This window comes from Nitrincola iocasae (genome assembly GCF_008727795.1).
GTDB lineage: Bacteria > Pseudomonadota > Gammaproteobacteria > Pseudomonadales > Balneatricaceae > Nitrincola > Nitrincola iocasae.
Genome location: NZ_CP044222.1, coordinates 3,341,534 through 3,361,567, shown reverse-complemented (window position 1 = coordinate 3,361,567; position 20,034 = coordinate 3,341,534). Strand labels below are relative to the sequence as shown.

Genomic DNA, 20,034 nt, shown 5'->3' with positions numbered 1-20,034 from the left:
GGTAATTATTACATATTCTGAGCTTGCTTTTGTTTTTCATCAGGCTTTCTTTTTAGTGATGAAAGGTGAATAGTTATGCCGAGTTGCTCGTTAGGCTGAACTATATTGTCAGGCAGGCTGGCGGCTTGTGTTATTGAAGCAGATGGCCGCATGCGCGATGCTGTCAGTCATCTAAGTCCGATAAGTAGCGATAATAAAGGGTCTTACCATGAATAATCGGGATGTTTACGTGGTTGCCGCCGTCAGAACGGCGATAGGCGGTTTTGGTGGCTCACTCAAGGATCACCCCCCTGCTGATTTGGCAGGCAAAGTTGTTGCAGAAGCCCTGAGTCGTAGTGGCGTTCCAGCTGCACATATTGGCCATTGCGTGTTTGGCAATGTCGTACCGACCGAACGACGTGATCTGTATATCTCCCGGGTGGCCGCTATATCGGGTGGCTTGGCAGATACAACCCCTGCTCTGACAGTTAACCGCCTCTGTGGTAGTGGCTTACAGGCGATAATCTCGGCGGCTCAGCAGATTGAGCTGGGTGTGTGCCATGCAGCCGTAGCTGGCGGTGCTGAGTCCATGAGTCGGACTAATTACTGGCTGCCGTCAGGGCGCTGGGGGCAGCGCATGGGCGATGCGCAAGTGCTGGACTCGATGGTGGGTGCTCTGACTTGTCCTATTGAAAACGTACACATGGGCGTAACCGCTGAAAATATTGCCGAAAAGTGGGATGTCAGCCGTGAAGATCAGGATCTACTTGCGGTACAAAGTCATCAACGTGCCCAGGCAGCCATAGAGCAGGGCCGCTTTAAAGAGCAAATCCTACCAGTCACTATTAAAACCCGTAAAGGTGAGCAGGTGTTCGATACCGATGAACACTTGCGTTACAACTGTACCCTCGATGATATGCATAAGTTGCGTCCGGCCTTTAAAAAGGATGGCTCCGTAACGCCAGGTAATGCATCTGGTTTAAATGATGCTGCCGCGGCGGTGGTATTGGTCAGTGGTGAAGAGCTACAAGCCTCCGGACTGAAGCCGATGGCGCGTCTGGTCGGTTATGCCTTTGCGGGCGTGGAGCCTAAGTATATGGGAATTGGTCCGGTGCCTGCGGTTAAGCGGTTATTGGAGCAGGCCGTGTTACAGGTTGGTGAAATCGATGTCTGGGAGATCAACGAAGCCTTTGCTTCTCAAGCGTTGGCTGTTGTCCGGGATCTGGATTTGCCGAATGAACGGGTGAATCCTAATGGTAGCGGTATTTCCCTTGGGCACCCTATAGGTGCAACCGGTGCGGTCATTACGGTTAAAGCGCTTTATGAGCTTGAGCGTATTCAGGGGCGTTATGCTGTGGTGACCATGTGCATAGGTGGTGGCCAGGGCATTGCCGCTCTTTTCGAGCGTGTCTGACACGCAATTTTATACTGACTGACATTACAGCGATATAACAACAATCATGCTGAATACTTTAAAACCTCTGATAAGACTGGGCCTTTTGGGTATTAGTCTCACAGTATTGCCACTTGCCGCCGGTCTGCCTGACCGGCTGCAGCAACCCTCACCTCAGTCAGACGCGGCTTTTTCGGTGATGCTGACCGATATTGTCCGTGCTGGTGATCGTTTGGTCGCGGTCGGTGACATGGGGGTGGTTATCTATTCTGATGATCAGGGCCAGCAATGGCAGCAGGCCAGTGTGCCCGTGACGACCCTGCTGACCTCAGTAGATTTTACCTCTGCAGAGCGTGGCTGGGCGACCGGCCATGACGGCGTGCTGCTGCAGACCGATGATGCAGGGGCAAACTGGACCTTGAAACTCGATGGCTATCAGCTTAATGAGTTAAAAGTGACGAGCCTGCAAGCTCAATTGGATAGCCTGGCAGAAACGCCCTCGGATGATCCTCTGCTGGAAGAAGATCTAATGTTCGCACTTGAGGATGCAGAATTCGCCTTGGAAGAAGGGCCAGCGAACCCTCTGTTGCGTGTCTGGTTCAGGGATGCTGAAACTGGATTTTTACTGGGCGCATACGGGACTGCACTGAAAACGACTGATGCAGGTGAAACCTGGCAGTTAATCAGTGAGCGATTGCCAAATCCTGATCAGATGCATCTTAATGCGATAACGATGCTGGATGGTGCGCTGATTATTGCCGGAGAGGCTGGACTGTTGATGCGCTCAGATGATCAGGGAGACAGCTGGTATGCGCTACCTTCTCCTTATCAGGGGTCATTTTTTGATCTGGTTGCACATAAGGGTAAGTTATTTGCGCTGGGACTGCGTGGCCATCTATTCGTCAGTGCCGATGGCGGTTTTGATTGGGGCGCCGTACCGGTGGATACCACGGTCAGTTTCATGGGGGGCTACAGTGATAATCAACAACTGGCTATTGCCGGATTGGGTGGTACCCTGCTCAGTGGAGGACAGTACCAGGATTTGACAGAGCTTAATACCGGAGTTAGGCGTCACTTTAATGCCGTTGTGCCCATAGCGGCTGGATGGGTGCTCGCTGGTGAGCAAGGTATTTATACTTATCAATTGCTGGGAGCTGATCAATGAAGCGTTTGGCACAAAGTTTATTGTTACCGATTCAACGCTCCGAGCAATGGATTGAAACCTTGTTGTTCCATCATCGGCCATGGGTGTTGTCGTTATTTGTGCTGGTAACACTGGTGCTGGGCTGGCAGGCGGTACAGATACGTCCGGATGCCAGTTTTGTGAAAATGATTCCGGCTAGCCATCCCTATGTTGAAAATTACCTGACCTATCAGAATGATTTGTCCGGGTTAGGGAACAGTGTTCGCGTGGCAGTGGCAACTCAGGGTGAGGATATTTTTAATACTGAGTATCAGGATGTGCTGCGCCAGGTGACTGATGAGTTGTTCTTTATTCCGGGTGTTGATCGTTCTGCCTTACAGTCTATCTGGACGCCGAACGTGCGCTGGACTGAAGTGACTGAGCGAGGCTTTGTTGGCGGTCCGGTGATACCACCGGATTACGATGGCAGTGCAGAGAGCCTGGAGCAGTTGCGCATTAATGTGTTGCGCTCCGGTCAGGTTGGTAGGCTGGTGGCAAATGACTTCCGTTCAGCCATTATTGAAGTGCCGTTGTTGGATTTTGATCCGGAAACTGGTGAGCGGCTTGATTACAATGCATTTTCTGAACGGCTGGAAACCCTGGTCAGGGACGCCTATCAGAGCGATGATATCAGTATTCATATTACCGGATTTGCCAAGATTATTGGTGATCTGATCGATGGAGCCAAACAGGTAGCACTGTTCTTTGCACTGGCCATATTGATTACGCTAGTGCTGCTGTATCTCTATTCGCGCAGTATTAACGGTACCTTGATTCCACTGGCATGCTCGTTGATTGCCGTTATCTGGCAGTTGGGTCTGTTGAATGCGCTGGGTTATGGCATAGATCCCTATTCCATGCTGGTACCTTTCCTGGTGTTTGCTATTGCGGTGAGTCACGGGGTACAAATCGTCAACAGTATCCGGCTTGAGAGCCTTCATGATCCGGATAAATGGCATGCTGCACGTAGTGCGTTTCGCTTGCTCTATATTCCCGGATTGACGGCACTGGTCTCTGATGGCATAGGCTTTTTTACCCTGATGGTGATCGATATTCAGGTGATTCAGGAGCTGGCTGTGGCCGCTTCTCTGGGTGTTGCGGTGATCATTCTGACCAATTTGCTTTTGCTGCCGTTGCTAATGTCCTATCTCGGGGTGGGTGAGCGGGCAATACGTCATGCCCAGATGCAGTCAGATCAAGGTGGTGAACACTGGCGTGCACTAACCTGGTTTGCGACTCGTAAGGGTGCATCCACCGCGCTGATTGTTGCACTGATGCTCGTAGTTGTTGGGGCATATGCGGCGCGTGATTTGCAGATAGGTGATCTGGATAAGGGTGCACCAGAGCTGCGTGCCGATTCACGTTACAATCTTGATAATAACTTTGTTACCACCAACTACTCCACGTCGAGTGATGTGTTTGTGGTGATGGCTGTGACGGAACCTGAGCAGTGCAGCCATTTTAATACCCTGTCATCAGTCGAACGCTTCCAGCACCATATGCAATCAGTGCCAGGGGTTCAGTCCAGTATTTCCCTGGCCGACCTGTCCAAGCGTATTACCGCCGGATTGAATGAGGGTAACCCTAAATGGCGTGCACTGAGCCGAAATCAGTTTGTTATCAATGCATCATTAGCCTATGTGCCTGGTGGGCTGATGAATGCCAACTGTTCTTTGCTGCCCGTTATTTTGTTTCTGGATGACCATAAAGCGGATACCTTGAACCGTGTCAGCCAAGAGGTGGAGCTTTTTGCCACAAACTATAACTCAGAAACACTGCGTTTTGAGTTGGCGGCTGGCAACAGTGGGTTTGAAGCGGCCACCAATCAGGTGATTGCGCGTGCACAGTATGAGATGCTGGCTTGGGTTTATGGCGTAGTTAGTTTGCTCTGTCTGCTGACCTTCCGTTCATTCAAAACCGTGTTGTGTATTATCCTGCCGCTAGCGCTGACCTCCTTGTTGTGTCAGGCATTGATGGCGGTGATGGGTATCGGTGTAAAAGTGGCCACCTTACCGGTGATCGCGCTGGGTGTGGGTATCGGCGTGGATTACGGTATTTATATCTATTCACGTCTGAGTAACTACCTGAGCCAGGGCATGAAACTTACGGATGCCTACTTCGAAACCCTCAGGACGACAGGTAAACCGGTAGCCTTTACCGGGTTAACCCTGGCTATCGGTGTGGTACTCTGGGTTTTTTCGCCGATCAAATTTCAGGCCGATATGGGGATTTTGCTGACCTTCATGTTCCTTTGGAACATGCTGGGTGCGTTAATTCTGCTGCCTGCGCTGACGGCTTTCCTGAAGCCGCATCCAGAGCTGACGTCTTCGCCGGATTTATTTGATGAAGAGGGTAAATAGCCCGCTTTACCGTTTCACTGCTAAAATCCTGTTAAGCACCTTTGATTACAGGATTAATTATGTCAGCGAAACGTGTTTGGGTTGTGTTGTTGCTACTGTTGATAGCGCTGCCCCTCAAGGCCGAGTCTGTGCGCATGGAAGCTACAGCTATTGAGGCCTATATCAGCAGTTTACCGGATGTAGAAGCTCTGGGGGCGCGGCTGGAAGCATCGGGCCGGGTGAGTGGCTGGTTTGAAGAGATGACGCCCTTGCCTGGATTGCCGTTTAATCCGCATCAACAAGCGGTGGCACGCCTAGTCGAACAGGAGCCAGCATTTCATTATGAGCTGAATAAAACTGTCATTAGTCATGGCTTTACCAGTGCGTAACGCTGGGCTGAGATCGGTGATCGGGTAATTTTGGCTTATGGCGCTCTGAAGGCTGAGCGTGAAAATCCAGCATTATGGCAATTGGCAACCCGGTACCAACAGCTACCGCCAGAGATGCTCTCCGGTTGGTCTGCAGAGACTAGAGATCAAGTGATTCAGGCTCTGGCTATTGTGCGTGCTTTTGCTACCTCACCTGCACAGGATAAGCTTTCGGTCGTACCTTATGTCTCTCGTCTGGATAGCGCATTGAGATAGTGCCTTAAATCACCAGAGCGCTTTTGTCAGTAATATTGGTAGCTTTTGTTATTGGTAGATTGCCGTGCTTCGTCCATTCTGTAGGTAACAGTAAGTACAATAACGATAAGATGAGGTTTGCGTTATGGCCGAATATAAAGCTCCCCTGCGTGATATGCAGTTCATGCTCAATGACGTGCTGGAGTTGGAAAAGCATTACCAGAGCCTCCCCGGCTGTGAAGAGGCTACCCCGGATATGGTTTCTGCCATTCTCGAAGAGGGGGCGAAATTTGCTGAACGAGTGTTATCACCGCTTAACCAGGTGGGTGACCAGCAGGGCTGTCAGTTTAACGAGGGCGAGGTTACAACGCCGGATGGATTCGCTGAAGCCTATCAGGCCTTTGTTGAGGGCGGCTGGCCGTCACTGGCTCATGATCCTGAGTGGGGTGGCCAGGGATTGCCGGAGTCGTTGGGGATTTTTATCAATGAGATGGTCGGCAGTGCTAACTGGTCCTGGAGCATGTATCCAGGGCTGAGTCATGGAGCGATGAACACCCTTGAAGCCCACGGTACCCAGGAGCAGAAGCAGACCTATCTGACCAAACTGGTCTCAGGTGAGTGGACCGGTACCATGTGTTTGACCGAAGCACACTGCGGTACTGACCTGGGCATGCTGCGCACCAAAGCGGAACCTGCCGACGATGGCAGCTATCGTATTAGCGGCACCAAAATATTCATCTCCGCAGGTGAGCATGATCTTGCCGGTAATATTGTTCATATCGTGCTGGCACGCCTGCCGGATGCACCCGCCGGTACCAAAGGCATTTCGCTGTTCATTGTGCCCAAGTTCCTGCCTGATGCCGAGGGTAATGTCGGTGAGCGCAATGCGGTCAGTTGCGGTTCCATCGAGCACAAGATGGGTATCCACGGCAATGCTACCTGTGTAATGAATTTTGATAATGCTACCGGTTATCTTATTGGCCCGGCTAACAAAGGCCTTAACTGCATGTTCACCTTTATGAACACGGCACGTATTGGTACAGCGTTGCAGGGCTTGTCACATACAGAGTGGGGCTTTCAGAATTCGCTTGCTTACGCACGTGACCGTTTACAGATGCGTGCCTTGAGCGGCCCCAAAAATCCGGATAAAGCAGCGGACCCTATTATTGTTCATCCAGCCGTACGCAGCATGCTGCTGACTCAGAAAGCCTTTGCGGAGGGCGGTCGTGCTCTCATTTATTTCGCTGCTCAGCAGGTAGACCGTTCCAAATTAGCAGAAACACCGGAAGAGAAACAGGAAGCCGAAGATCTACTGTCGTTATTGACGCCTATTGCCAAAGCGTTTCTGACCGAAACCGGTCTGGAATCAGCCAGTCACGGGGTGCAAGTGTTTGGTGGGCATGGCTACATTGCCGAGTGGGGTATGGAGCAGAACCTGCGTGACGCCCGTATTGCCACCATTTATGAAGGTACTACGCAGGTCCAGGCACTGGATCTTTTAGGTCGTAAAGTGTTGATGTCTCAGGGTGAGCTACTCAAGCGCTTCACAAAAATTATCCATAAATTCTGTCAGTCTCAAGCAGATAATGAGCCGATGCAGCCGTTTGTCAGTGCCTTGTCGCGCTTAAATAAAGAGTGGGGCGATTTGACACTGCAGATCGGTATGAAAGCGATGAAAAACCGTGAAGAGGTCGGGGCTGCATCTGTCGAATATCTGATGTATTCCGGTTATATCACCCTCGCCTGGCTATGGGCGCGTCAAGCGGAAGTGGCAATGCGCAAATTGGCAGAAAACCCCAGTGATGCCGATTTCTATCACGCCAAACTGAAAACGGCGCGTTTCTACTTTGAGCGCTTACTACCGCGCACACGAACACTGGCCGAAGTGATGTTGTCCGGTGCCGACAATCTGATGGAACTGGATTCAGAGCACTTTGCTTTCTGATGCCTGGGCAAAAAAATGAAAGCATTATTGCGAACCAAAACCGGACAGCGTGTACTGTCCGCGGCGCTGAGCTTGAATGCCAGGCGTTATAAAACCAAATCCTCAACAGGAGAGGCCCCGACTATGGCAGATTTACATGCAGTATTTTCAGCAATGGAGCAACGTTTTAACAGTAGTGCAGCGGGGGATCTAAGTGCTGTATTTCAATATCAGATTACTGATGGTGAGGCCTGGAATGTTAGTGTAGACAATGGCAGCTGTAAGGTGGCACAGGGTGAGCATGATGACCCGAGCGTTACACTGACAATGGATGCTCAAACACTGGAAGAGGTGATGAGTGGTGAAACAGATGGTATGCAGGCTTTTATGACCGGTCGCATTCAGGCAGATGGTGACATTATGCTGGCTACACGGTTGACCTCAATTTTTCCGCCAAGTTGATGTCTACAGGATGCGTTTGCGCAAATGGCAAGCGCATCCAGCTGCTATAATGTAGCTATATATATTTGAATTTATAAAAATAAAATCAGGATCCTGATATGGATAACCAACGTGGAAGTCATATTCCTGAATCCCTCAATCGCTATGGTTACAGCAATATAATTGATGTCTTTGAGCGTGCCTGCAAAGACTATGCACTCAAACCGGCTTTCACCAGCTTTGGGCGTACGCTGAACTATGCCGAACTACACGAACTTGTGAATGCGTTTGCCGTATATCTGCAGCGCGAAACTGATCTGAAGCCGGGCGACAGAATTGCGATTCAGTTACCTAACCTGATTCAATATCCGGTGGTGCTGTTTGGTGCATTAAAAGCGGGTCTGGTGATTGTGAATACTAATCCGCTGTATAGCCCGCGTGAAATGCAACATCAGTTTGCTGACTCGGGTGCCCGGGCGTTAGTGATCCATAAAAGTATGGCGCACAATGCCGAAAAAATTCTGGCTAATACCAATATAGAGAAAGTATTTCTGACTCAAGTAGGTGATTTGCATGGGTTCGTGAAGCGCCACCTTCTGAATGCAGCGGTTAAATATCTGAAAAAGATGGAGCCGGAGTTTTATCTCCCAGGTGCACTGCATCTGCGTCAAGTGTTGCTCAAATATATCGGGCAGCAGCCTGAACCTGTTAGCATCAAACCCTCAGACACGGCTGTATTGCAGTATACCGGAGGCACTACCGGGCTTTCCAAAGGCGCCGTGCTCAGTCACGCTAATCTGATTTCAAATATGCTCCAGGGCGTGGATGTGCTTGACGAGGCGCCTGTGGGTTGTGTTGAGACCACCATTGCACCTTTGCCGCTGTATCATATTTATGCCTTTACCATTTCGTTGGTAGTCATGGGTTATGGCGGACATAGTGTATTGATCCCTAATCCCCGTGATATTGATGGCTTTGTCAAAGAACTGAAAAAATGGCAAATGACCGCATTTATGGGGTTGAACACCCTGTTTATTGGGATGTGCAATCATCCGAGTTTCCGCACTATCGATTTCAGTCAGTTTACCCTGACCATTTCGGGCGGCTGTGCCTTAACCCATAAAGCGGCAGACTTATGGAAAGAGGTAACTGGCTGCGAAATTATGGAAGGTTATGGACTGACAGAAACCTCTCCGGTGGTGTCGATTAACCGTCCTGGTGCGATTCAGCTAGGTACCATTGGTGTACCTGTCGCCGCTACTGAAGTCGCTATTCTTGATCCTGAAGGTGAGCCGGTTCTGGAAGGTACGCCGGGTGAGCTTTGCGTTAAAGGGCCACAGGTGATGGTGGGGTATTGGCAGCGTGAACGCGAAACTCAAGCCTGTTTTACCGATGACGGCTATTTTATGACCGGCGATGTGGCCGTCCGTGAGCCAGGCGGCTATCTGCGTATAGTGGATCGGGCCAAAGATATGATTCTGGTATCAGGTTTTAATGTCTACCCGAATGAGGTGGAAGACGTGTTCTGTTCACATCCTGCAATTCTTGAATGCGCCGCTATAGGTGTGGCTGATGAACATAGTGGTGAGGCGGTCAAGCTGATAGCTGTCGCCAGAGATGAAATACCCGATATCAAAGAACTGAAAGACTGGAGCAAAGAGCGTCTGACTCGGTATAAAATACCCAAATATATCGAATTCGTTGCCGACCTGCCTAAAACCAATGTGGGTAAGGTACTCAGGCGTAAGCTTAAAGAGCAGCAGGCCGCTGACAAGGTGGCCTGATTTCTGCTCTACAGATCTCAGGAGAAATTGCATGCCGTTACCCAAACCCGTTCGCCGTAAGCTTCACCATCGTCGTCAGATCGTGTGTGAAGGCTATGAGCGGGAGGATGGTCTCTGGGATATTGAAGCCCGGATGACCGATAAAAAGACCCAGACACTGGACAACCCTGAACGTGGCGGTTTTGTCGCCGCCGGTGAGTATTTTCATGATATCCGTATGCGCCTGACACTGGACCGCAGTCTGAAAATTCATCAGGTTGAGGCCAGTATGGATGCCACACCCTTCCAGATGTGCCCTGGTATCGTAGCTGTCTATAAGCGTTTGGAAGGAACACGGATAGGTTCAGGCTGGCACCGCAAAGCGCTGGAGCTGACCGGGGGGACTCAAGGCTGCACCCATCTGAATGAATTGCTGAAACCACTCACAACCACCGCTATTCAGACGCTGTGGCCCAGTGGTGATGAGGATATGGTTAAACTGGGTGCCAAGGGATTGCTGAATACCTGCCATACCTGGGCACAAAATTCACCGGCAGTGCAGCAATACCTGCCGGAACTCTACCTGGCTGAGCCGCCAAACGGCTAGTGCTCAGCATTTAACACGGAGAATAACAACATGAGTATCCCCGAATCGTTTCAGGGCAGATTACGCTTGCCTTTAATTTCGGCACCAATGTTTTTGGTGTCAGGTCCGGAGCTGGTGATTGAGGCCTGTAAAGCTGGCATCGTCGGGACATTTCCGGCACTGAACGAGCGTAGCAGTGAGGGTTTTGAGTCCTGGCTGGTGCAGATACGTGAAGCTCTGGATAGTTTTGAGGCAGAAACGGGTAAACAAGCCGCGCCCTTTGGGGTTAACCTGATCGTGCATCACACCAATCCGCGGGTGCAGGCTGATCTGGAGCTTTGTATCAAGCATAAAGTGCCGCTGATTATTACCTCCCTGGGGGCGGTCAAGGATCTTGTCGATGCGGTGCACGGTTATGGCGGGCTGGTGTTCCATGATGTGATCAATGTACGTCATGCCAAAAAGGCCGCCGCTGCGGGGGTTGATGGCTTGATTGCCGTGTGTAACGGTGCCGGTGGCCATGCTGGTACTCTGAACCCCTTTGCCTTGCTGGCTGAAATTCGTCAGTTTTATCAAGGTACTCTAATCCTGTCAGGCTCCATGTCGACGGGTCAGGATGTCGCAACTGCGCAGATGATGGGTGCTGACCTGGCCTACATGGGTACACGCTTTATCAATACTCAGGAAAGCCGCGCCAACCCTGAATACAAACAGATGATTGTTGAATCCAGTGCTGCTGATATTACTTATACACCGAAAATATCCGGTATCTGGGCCAACTTCCTCAAGCCGAGCCTGGCAAAAGCTGGATTGGACCCGGACAGCGGTGAGAAGAAAAAAGTAGATCTGGGGGAAGAGTTACAGGCACCGGAAGGTGGCGCCAGCGCCTGGAAAAGCATCTGGTCAGCCGGGCAGGGCGTGGGTTCGATTGCCGATGCACCGCCAGTGGCTGAGTTGGTGGAACGTCTGCAGGATGAGTATCGGGATGCCACAGAGCATTTTGCCAAGCTCTCGGGCGCCTATCGGGAGCAAACGAAATGACGGATGCCGTAATAGTAACAGTGCAGCAGCAGGGTATTTTACATCTGACGCTGAATCGACCCGGTAAAAAAAATGCACTTACTGGCGCGATGTATCAGGCCCTGACTGACGCACTGAATGCTGCTGCCAAAGATGCTGGCGTGCGTGTGGTGGTGCTGAGTGGCAGTGGCAGTGATTTTTCCGCCGGTAACGACATTAATGACTTTGTCGCGGCGATCAGTGATCCTGAGAAAATTCGTATTCCGCTGGGCTTTTTGCAGTGCATTTCGACTTTCCCAAAACCGATAATAGCCGCTGTTTCCGGCGTGGCTATCGGGATAGGTACCTCCATGCTGCTGCATTGTGATCTGGTTTATGCCGATAGCAGTGCGCGCTTTCAACTACCCTTCACCCGCATGGGACTGGTGCCGGAAGGTGGCACCAGTCTGTTGTTGCCATCCAGCCTGGGGCATCGCAAAGCCTTTGAGTTACTGGTGCTGGGTGAGGTGTTTGGCACTGAACAAGCGGTTGACGTCGGGCTGGTGAATCAGTGTGTAGATCAAGGTTCGGTGATCGATTTTGCTATGGATAAAGCATGTGCACTGGCCAGTATGGGGATCGAGGCGGTACAGCAGAGCAAGGCGATGTTGAAGCAGCATGATGATAACCGTTTACAGTCGGTGCTGGTCTCTGAAGTGGATGCCTTTGCGGCCCGCTTAAACTCAGACGAGGCACGTGCGGCGTTTATGGCATTTATGCAAAAACCAAAAAAATAAACCTGGCTTTTCAGAGTGATCGCTTTTGTCATATAACAGGGTGGATTTTGTTATTGTTAAAAGCGGCGCTCTGACGCATATTGTTACCCTTGAGAAAAATAACAATCAGAGGAGTAATAATGAAAATACTCGTCGCCGTAAAGCGCGTGATCGACTACAACGTCAAGGTGCGTGTTAAAGCAGACCGCAGTGATGTCGATCTCGCCAATGTCAAAATGGCGTTAAACCCCTTCTGTGAAATTGCGGTTGAACAAGCCGTACGCCTTAAAGAACAAGGGATTGCCACGGAAATTCTGGTGGTATCCATCGGTAACAAGTCCTGTGAAGAACAGCTTAGAACCGCCCTGGCGTTGGGGGCTGATCGTGCCTTGCGTATTGATACCGAGGCGGCTCCTGATGCCCTGTCAGTGGCACGTTTGCTGGCTAAGGTGGCAGAAGCTGAACAGCCTGATCTGATTTTACTGGGCAAGCAAGCTATCGATTCGGATAACAACCAGACCGGCCAGATGTTGGCCGCCCTGCTTGATCGTCCTCAGGCTACCTTCGCCTCAGAAGTGAAGATTGACGGGAAAACACTACAGGTCACGCGTGAAGTAGATGGGGGCTTACAAACCCTCAACGTCACCTTGCCAGCCGTTGTCACCACCGATTTACGCCTGAATGAACCGCGCTATGCCTCCCTGCCAAACATTATGAAAGCCAAGAAAAAACCGCTGGAAGTCAAAACCGCCGAAGCACTGGGGGTTACAGTTGCGTCCAATATCACCCTGGTATCGGTGGAACCACCGGCACAGCGCAGTGCGGGTATTAAAGTGGGTTCTGTTGCTGAACTGGTTGAAAAACTGCGTAATGAAGCCAAGGTGATTGCATGAGTATTTTAATTCTGGCCGAGCATGATAATCAGGCACTCAAGCCTGTGACGCTAAATGTGTTGGCCGCCGCTCAGGCGATAGGCAAAGAGATCACCCTGCTGGTGGCGGGCCACAACTGCGGTTCAGTTGCTGAGCAAGCCGCCCAAGTGGCAGGCGTCACTCAGGTACTCTGTGCCGATGCTCCGGCCTATGCACATCAGTTGGCTGAAAATGTCAGCAAGTTGTTGCTGGATCAGGCCGAGGGTTGTAGCCATATTCTGGCGGCCTCGACCACCACAGGTAAAAATATCCTGCCGCGGGTTGCCGCGCTACTGGGCGTCAACCAGTTAACCGATGTGATGGCCGTTGAGTCACCACAACGCTTTAAGCGGGCCATTTATGCCGGTAATGCCATCGCCACGGTTGAAACCAGTGATCCCGTTGTGGTGATGACGGTACGCGGCACAGCCTTTGATCCGGTCACGTCAGAAGGAGGGAATGCCTCTGTACAGATACTGGACAAGGTGTTTGAAAGTACCGATGTCAGCTTTAGTCACGAAGCGCTGGCAGAATCTGACCGTCCGGAGCTTACCGCGGCAAGCATTGTGGTGTCGGGTGGTCGTGGCCTGGGTAAGGGTGAGAACTTTGATCTTCTCTACCGGGTGGCTGACAAGCTGGGTGCTGCAGTAGGTGCATCCCGTGCCGCCGTGGATGCGGGTTATGTGCCGAATGATATGCAGGTAGGGCAGACCGGCAAGATGGTGGCACCGGATCTGTATATCGCCGTGGGTATTTCCGGTGCGATTCAGCATCTGGCGGGTATGAAAGATTCCAAAGTGATCGTTGCGATCAATAAAGATGAAGAGGCACCGATTTTTCAGGTGGCTGATTATGGACTGGTCGCCGATCTGTTCGACGCGGTTCCCGAACTGGAAGCAAGCCTCTAATACAGGAGAGCAGGAATGATTTATCAAGGTAAAGCGATTACGGCGCGCCAGATTGATGGCGGCTTCGTTGAGGTCGTGTTTGATTTGCAGGGCGATAGTGTCAATAAGTTCAATCAATTGACACTGAATGAGCTGCGTGAGGCTGTTGATGCCATTCGCGCCTTAACCGACGTAAAAGGGGTTATGTTCAGCAGTGCCAAAGACTGCTTTATCGTCGGTGCGGACATCACTGAATTCAGCCAGATGTTTGATCAGTCGGAAGAGAGCATTGTTGAGCATCTGCTGTCATTACATGAAATTTTCAATGCCATTGAAGACCTGCCCTGCCCGACAGTAACGGCCATCAATGGTATTGCACTGGGCGGTGGTTTTGAGCTTTGCCTGTCTACCGATTTCCGGGTGATGGGTGACAAGGCTAAGGTCGGCTTGCCGGAAGTGAAGCTGGGCATCTACCCGGGTTGGGGTGGCACCGTACGCTTGCCACGTCTGATCGGTGTGGATAATGCCAATGAGTGGATCTGTGGTGGTGCGGAAAAGCGCGCTGCAGAAGCACTGAAAGACGGTGCTGTTGATGCGGTTGTAGCCACAGAGGCTGTGCGTGACGCTGCATTGGATCTGCTGACTAAAGCGGCAGATGGTGTATTTGACTATCAGGCGCGGCGTACCGAAAAGACCACGGCGATCAAGCTGAATCAGATTGAGCAGATGATGGCGTTCGAGTCAGCCAAGGGCTTTATCGGTGCCAAAGCCGGTCCACATTATCCGGCGCCTATGGCGGCACTGAGCTCGATTCAGAAAAGCGCCAATATGACCCGCGATAAAGCCATTCAGGTGGAAGCCAAAGGCTTTGCCAAGCTGGCTACTAATAGCGTGACCAAAGCCTTGGTGGGTCTGTTCCTCAAAGATCAATACGTTAAAAAAGTCAGCAAAGCCTTTGAAAAAGACACCACTCCGGTGAAACTGGCCGCGGTGCTGGGTGCCGGGATTATGGGCGGCGGTGTCGCCTACCAGTCGGCCTCCAAGGGTGTACCGATCCTGATGAAGGATATCAATGACAAAGCCCTGCAGTTGGGTCTTGATGAAGCCACCAAACTGCTGAATGGTCAGGTTAAACGTGGCCGCATGGATGCACAGAAGATGGCCAAAGTGCTGACACAGATTACCCCGACCCTGAGTTATGGTGACTTTGGTCGTGTCGATCTGGTGGTTGAGGCTGTTGTGGAAAATGCCAAAATCAAAGCGTCGGTTCTGGCTGAAGTGGAGCAGCAGGTCAGTGATGACACGATTATCACTTCCAATACCTCGACCATCTCAATCACTGCACTGGCGAAATCACTGCAGCGCCCGGAAAACTTCTGTGGCATGCATTTTTTCAACCCGGTGCACCGCATGCCGCTGGTCGAAGTCATTCGTGGTGAGCAAAGCTCTGAAGCGGCGATCGCCCGTACCGTGGCCTATGCCAAATCCATGGGTAAAACCCCGATCGTGGTGAATGACTGCCCGGGATTCCTGGTTAACCGGGTACTCTTCCCTTACTTTGCCGGTTTCAGTCTGCTGTTGCGTGATGGCGCCGATTTTACCCGCGTAGATAAAGTGATGGAAAAATTCGGTTGGCCTATGGGGCCAGCGTATCTGCTGGACGTAGTGGGTATCGATACCGGTCATCATGCCGATGCGGTTATGGCCGAAGGCTTCCCGGATCGCATGGGGCATGACGGTGAAAATGCCATAGATCGCATGTATCAACTGGAGCGCTATGGTCAGAAAAATGACAAGGGCTTTTACCGCTACGAGCTGGACCGTCGCGGCAAGCAGGTCAAGCTGATTGATGAATCGGTTCCGGCGCTGCTGGAAGGGATTGTTGGTACAGCGCGTGACTTTAGCGATGAAGAGATTATCGCCCGGATGATGATTCCTCTGTGTATCGAAACAGTTCGCTGTCTTGAAGATGGCATAGTGGCCACCCCGGCTGAGGCCGATATGGGTCTGATTTATGGCATCGGCTTCCCGCCGTTCCGTGGCGGTGCCTTGCACTACCTGGATCAGATGGGCTTGCAGGCTTTCCTGGAGATGGCCGCGCCTTTTGCGGACTTGGGCCCGCTGTACCAGCCAACCGCACGTATGCAGCAGATGGCTGCGAACGGCGAAACCTATTTCGGCGAATAACGGAGGAATTCTGATGACTTTACAACCTAATGACGCGGTAATCGTGGATGCCATACGTACCCCGATGGGCCGATCCAAAGGTGGCTCCTTCCGTAATGTTCGTGCTGAAGCGCTGTCTGCGGCGGTAATGCAGGGTATTCTGAAACGCAATCCGGCGCTGAACCCGGCTGATATAGATGACATTATCTGGGGCTGCGTAAACCAGACCCTGGAACAGGGCTTTAACATTGGCCGTAACGCTGCGGTGATTGCCGGTTTACCACATACGGTTGCGGCGCAAACGGTCAACCGCTTATGTGGTTCTTCCATGTCGGCGATGCACACGGCGGCGGCATCGATCCTGTCTGGTCAGGGTGATATTTACCTGGTCGGCGGTGTGGAACACATGGGGCATGTCGATATGGCACATGGTGTGGATATCAATCCGCAAGCATCCAAATATGCCGCCAAAGCCGCCATGCTGATGGGGGTGACGGCCGAGATGCTCGGTAAAATGAACGGCATCACCCGTGAAATGCAGGATGAGATGGGCGCCCGTTCACATCGCCTGGCCTATGAAGCCCGCTTGCAAGGCCGCTTTGATAACGAAATCCTGCCGGTCGAAGGGCATGATGAAAAGGGCTTTAAATCCCTGTTAACCTATGACGAAGTCATCCGTCCGGAAACGACGGTGGAAACCCTGGGCCAGCTCAAGCCGGTATTCGTACCGAAAGTGGGTACGGTCACCGCAGGGACCTCATCAGCCTATTCCGACGGTGCTTCAGCAATGCTGATCATGTCAGCGGCAAAAGCCCAGGAGTTAGGTCTGAAACCACGTGCACGCATTATCAGCATGGGTGTCGCTGGCTGCGATCCATCGATCATGGGCTTTGGTCCGGTGCCTGCCACCCAGAAAGCGCTGAAAAAGGCTGGTCTGAAAATCGAAGATATCGATTATGTAGAGCTGAACGAAGCCTTTGCCGCACAGGGCTTGTCGGTACTGAAAAACCTGAAACTGCTGGATCAGATGGATGACAAGGTGAACCTGAATGGTGGCGCGATTGCACTGGGTCACCCGCTGGGCTGTTCCGGTACCCGTATCAGCACCACCTTGTTGAACATCCTCGAAGACAAGGGCGGCAGACTGGGTCTGGCAACCATGTGTATCGGCATGGGGCAGGGTATTTCAACCATTATCGAGCGGTTGGATTAAATCTTGATGTAGGAGCCCGCTCCGCGGGCGATAATAAGATGCGGCGCAAATCGCTCACAGAGTGAGCTCCTACAGGGTTTTTGTAGGAGCCCGCTCCGCGGGCGAAAAATTGCGTCGTAGAGCATCCCCCAATGTAGGAGCCCGCTCCGCGGGCGATATGATCATCTATCTGGCCTATCAATAATCCGCATCTTCCGACCAGAGCTCTTTATGGAAACGTACCACCTGGTTGCGCCCACCCTCTTTGGCTGCATAAAGTGACACATCCGCAAACTTAAGTACCTGCCAGAACGCCTGAGCATCATTAGGATAGTCTGCCACGCCTGCCGAGATGGTTTTACTGAGGCTGGTGCCGCCCACTTTGAATTTATGACTTTCCACTGCCCCCCGGATCTTTTCAGCAACAGGCATGGCCTGTTCGGCATTGGTTTCAAGCAACACGATAAGAAATTCCTCACCTCCGTAACGCACGACCAGATCTGATTCCCTGACATTGGCTTGCAGAATTACAGCAAGTTCACGCAGCACCTGATCACCGGCATCGTGTCCATAGGTGTCGTTGACGGGTTTGAAGTAGTCCAGATCCATCATCAGCAGGGTCATGGGAACTGAGCGGCGTTTGCATTGGCTGATCAGAGTCTCGGCATACTCTTCAAGGAAGCGGCGATTACGCAGACCTGTCATGGCATCTTTCAGGCTGGACTCACGCAGGCTGGCCATGAGACGTTTAGCCTGGAGTACCGGCGCGGCTTCACGTAGATAAGCTTCCAGCAGAGGGCGTTGATTACGTACTTTGTGGGCTTCCGCTACATCGAATACCAGCTGTACCACACTCCCTACGCTACCACTCTCGATCACCGGCAGGCAGATATAATGTTTATTGGTGGCCGCGGCATCAATGCTGAACGAGCGACAAATTTGAGTGTTTTCTGATCCATCAATCAGATGGCCGGTGCGGACTGCACGGCAACCAACACAGTGGTCATGGATAGCCGGGTCACACCAGTGTATCGGCGCTTCTGGTACACCGTCTATCATTACCGGATGAATCATTTTTTTATTTTGTTCCACCTCATAAAGAGAGAAGGTGTGGATATTGAATTCCTGCTCCAGTACCTCGCTGATACGTAGAAAAACTTCACCGGCAGTTTCGTCTTCTTCGATGGCCTGCTTGAAGCGTGAAACACGTACCAGACCGGAAACGGTTTCCGCGGTTTCTGTCAGTAGGTTGCCACCATGATAGTCAGGCTTTGATTGCACTAGCTGGACAACATTTTCACGAATCAGACTGAGCTTGTTGGTAATGCCTTCAGACAGCGCATTAAACTGAGTAGCAATCTTACCGATCTCATCATTAGTGCGGCTTTCAATACGATGGCTGAAGTCACCAGCAATGGCACTTTCTACGGCTGTCTCAATTTCGTTTGCGGTGGTCACCAGGGGGTGTAGCATTCGTCGCAGATAAAGAATGGAGATAAAAGCAAAAAGTCCGACGGCAATGACCAAAAATGCGACCGTCATAATGGCGGCTGACTTCATGTGTTCAATCGAGGCTGTCAGTGTCACGGCACCCAATACCGTATTTTCTGGCACGTTATGGCAAAGCAAGCAGTTTACGTCTCCATCAGATGTGGCTATATAAGGAATAGTTGCACGAAACTCGGGGCTGAGAATACCGCCGTTCAGGGTAAAAACTGATTCGCCACTGCTGAGTACATTGAGATCGGTAGTATCGGCTGTCATCTCCCCCAGTAGTCCATCTCCGAACTGCTGTTTGACCTGTGGGCCACGAATGACACGGGCCTCATCCAGCCCATTCACGTTGGCAATGCGCCCTAATAATGAGTCACGTTTGTCAATAGTGCCATTCAGCATCGCTTCAGTGAGTGCAACCCTGATCACTTCAGCGGCTGTTCGAGTATGCTCAGTAGCGGCACGAATGGAAAAGTCACGGAATGACGCTAGACTTGCCACCGTGATCACCAAGGTTAACAGTAGCATCACACTGGACAGGGCAAAGATGATTTTGGTTTGAAGCTTATGCATGTGTAGGTAACCAACATCTCAGGTTAAAAGTAAGTTATTGGGCAAAAGCTAATTCGGGTGCTTTTGGAATTACTACTGATTTGTAAGACTATGGACCAACTGCTCTGGATATATCAATAGTAAATATAGGTAATTGTTTTGAAACTATCACTAAAGTTGATTTTTATCAGTAATTTATTTGTTGCTTGTATTTTGAGGGCTATGTTTTTTACTAGTCTACTGTTACCCGTTCATGCTTTGGCTGAAGTTTTCCCACCCTCAGCGGTAACTAAAATACAGCTACCACCGCACTATCTAACATCTTTCCCTCAGCCGCTGGACATACTCATCGGGCACTGGCTGGCACACGAAAACAGCCGTCACCATCAAGGGTATATGCGTATAGAATATGGCTGTGCGCTGGAAGTATCGTAATCAAAAACGGCCTCATTTTGAGGCCGTTAGTTGGTGACTTTATTTTAGAACTATGCCTTGCGGTTACGCAGATAGCAGATCGGATGGAGAACCAGCCAGGCATAGATACCCAGTCCAATCGACGCGCTAATCAAGTTCATCCAGTCAACCCAGGTATTCACATAGCTGATGGTTGATTGAGTATGGATTGGCAGCAAATACAAAGAGGCAATTGCAACGATAGGTGGCAATACTTTAGACCCTATGCCACCTTTTGCACCAAAGTGGTAGCCTTTAATGCGTGCAAGGATCTGCGGTGCTAAAAACGCTACAAGCATCAGCGCAATCAGCCACAACCAAGGCAAAGCGGAGTACCACAAAACAGTTAAAATACCAGTCAGTGTCATGAGTG

At 51.2% G+C, this 20,034-nt stretch carries 18 protein-coding genes; 16 read left to right on the top strand and 2 right to left on the bottom strand.

Annotated features, from left to right (window positions below; all coding sequences use genetic code 11):
• Nucleotides 1–208: 208 nt before the first annotated feature.
• The 15 genes from F5I99_RS15475 (at nt 209) to fadA (ending at nt 17,183) form a co-directional block, all read left to right on the top strand.
• Nucleotides 209–1,393 (top strand): acetyl-CoA C-acyltransferase family protein, encoded by a 1,185-nt coding sequence (locus tag F5I99_RS15475; protein WP_151057540.1) that lies wholly within the window; start codon nt 209–211, stop codon nt 1,391–1,393.
• Between the two features lie 85 nt (nt 1,394–1,478).
• Nucleotides 1,479–2,537, top strand: a complete 1,059-nt coding sequence (locus tag F5I99_RS15470) for a YCF48-related protein (protein WP_191905870.1) — start codon at nt 1,479–1,481, stop codon at nt 2,535–2,537.
• The gene (locus F5I99_RS15465) at nt 2,534–4,915 is read left to right on the top strand and encodes an efflux RND transporter permease subunit (protein ID WP_151057536.1); all 2,382 of its coding nucleotides are present in this window, start codon (nt 2,534–2,536) and stop codon (nt 4,913–4,915) included. Before F5I99_RS15470 ends, F5I99_RS15465 begins: the two co-directional genes overlap by 4 nt.
• A gap of 59 nt (nt 4,916–4,974) precedes the next feature.
• Nucleotides 4,975–5,283, top strand: coding sequence for a hypothetical protein (locus F5I99_RS15460; RefSeq protein ID WP_151057534.1), 309 nt, complete (start codon nt 4,975–4,977; stop codon nt 5,281–5,283).
• A 30-nt stretch (nt 5,284–5,313) separates the two neighbouring features.
• Nucleotides 5,314–5,538 carry a hypothetical protein gene (locus tag F5I99_RS15455; protein ID WP_151057532.1) on the top strand — a complete coding sequence of 75 codons (225 nt, stop codon included), beginning with the start codon at nt 5,314–5,316 and terminating at the stop codon, nt 5,536–5,538.
• Nucleotides 5,539–5,662: 124 nt separating this feature from the next.
• Nucleotides 5,663–7,462: an acyl-CoA dehydrogenase C-terminal domain-containing protein gene (locus F5I99_RS15450; RefSeq protein ID WP_151057531.1), complete on the top strand. Its 1,800-nt coding sequence runs from the start codon at nt 5,663–5,665 to the stop codon at nt 7,460–7,462.
• 15 nt (nt 7,463–7,477) lie between these two features.
• Complete coding sequence (locus F5I99_RS15445; RefSeq protein ID WP_225307436.1) at nt 7,478–7,903, top strand: SCP2 sterol-binding domain-containing protein; 426 nt, start codon at nt 7,478–7,480, stop codon at nt 7,901–7,903.
• A gap of 98 nt (nt 7,904–8,001) precedes the next feature.
• Nucleotides 8,002–9,666, top strand: coding sequence for an AMP-binding protein (locus tag F5I99_RS15440; protein ID WP_151057529.1), 1,665 nt, complete (start codon nt 8,002–8,004; stop codon nt 9,664–9,666).
• A gap of 31 nt (nt 9,667–9,697) precedes the next feature.
• Entirely contained in the window at nt 9,698–10,252 is a 555-nt protein-coding gene (locus F5I99_RS15435) for a DUF2889 domain-containing protein (RefSeq protein WP_151057527.1), read from the top strand.
• A 30-nt stretch (nt 10,253–10,282) separates the two neighbouring features.
• On the top strand, nt 10,283–11,272 hold the full coding sequence (locus F5I99_RS15430; protein WP_151057525.1) for an NAD(P)H-dependent flavin oxidoreductase: 990 nt from the start codon (nt 10,283–10,285) through the stop codon (nt 11,270–11,272).
• Entirely contained in the window at nt 11,269–12,027 is a 759-nt protein-coding gene (locus tag F5I99_RS15425) for an enoyl-CoA hydratase-related protein (RefSeq protein WP_151057523.1), read from the top strand. The genes F5I99_RS15430 and F5I99_RS15425 overlap by 4 nt, the downstream gene beginning before the upstream one ends.
• A gap of 119 nt (nt 12,028–12,146) precedes the next feature.
• Nucleotides 12,147–12,899, top strand: a complete 753-nt coding sequence (locus tag F5I99_RS15420; protein WP_151057521.1) for an electron transfer flavoprotein subunit beta/FixA family protein — start codon at nt 12,147–12,149, stop codon at nt 12,897–12,899.
• Nucleotides 12,896–13,825 carry an electron transfer flavoprotein subunit alpha/FixB family protein gene (locus F5I99_RS15415; RefSeq protein ID WP_151057519.1) on the top strand — a complete coding sequence of 310 codons (930 nt, stop codon included), beginning with the start codon at nt 12,896–12,898 and terminating at the stop codon, nt 13,823–13,825. The genes F5I99_RS15420 and F5I99_RS15415 overlap by 4 nt, the downstream gene beginning before the upstream one ends.
• Before the next feature lie 15 nt (nt 13,826–13,840).
• Nucleotides 13,841–15,991 carry a fatty acid oxidation complex subunit alpha FadB gene (gene fadB / locus F5I99_RS15410; protein WP_151057517.1) on the top strand — a complete coding sequence of 717 codons (2,151 nt, stop codon included), beginning with the start codon at nt 13,841–13,843 and terminating at the stop codon, nt 15,989–15,991.
• Between the two features lie 13 nt (nt 15,992–16,004).
• Nucleotides 16,005–17,183 (top strand): acetyl-CoA C-acyltransferase FadA, encoded by a 1,179-nt coding sequence (fadA, locus tag F5I99_RS15405; protein ID WP_151057515.1) that lies wholly within the window; start codon nt 16,005–16,007, stop codon nt 17,181–17,183.
• A 177-nt stretch (nt 17,184–17,360) separates the two neighbouring features.
• On the opposite strand, the gene F5I99_RS15400 is transcribed toward fadA, so the two are convergent.
• Nucleotides 17,361–19,229 (bottom strand): diguanylate cyclase, encoded by a 1,869-nt coding sequence (locus F5I99_RS15400; protein ID WP_151057513.1) that lies wholly within the window; start codon nt 19,227–19,229, stop codon nt 17,361–17,363.
• 201 nt (nt 19,230–19,430) lie between these two features.
• On the opposite strand from F5I99_RS15400, the gene F5I99_RS15395 reads away from it, so the two are divergent.
• The gene (locus tag F5I99_RS15395; RefSeq protein WP_151057511.1) at nt 19,431–19,643 is read left to right on the top strand and encodes a hypothetical protein; all 213 of its coding nucleotides are present in this window, start codon (nt 19,431–19,433) and stop codon (nt 19,641–19,643) included.
• Nucleotides 19,644–19,693: 50 nt separating this feature from the next.
• On the opposite strand, the gene F5I99_RS15390 is transcribed toward F5I99_RS15395, so the two are convergent.
• Complete coding sequence (locus tag F5I99_RS15390; RefSeq protein ID WP_151057509.1) at nt 19,694–20,029, bottom strand: hypothetical protein; 336 nt, start codon at nt 20,027–20,029, stop codon at nt 19,694–19,696.
• Nucleotides 20,030–20,034: the final 5 nt, after the last annotated feature.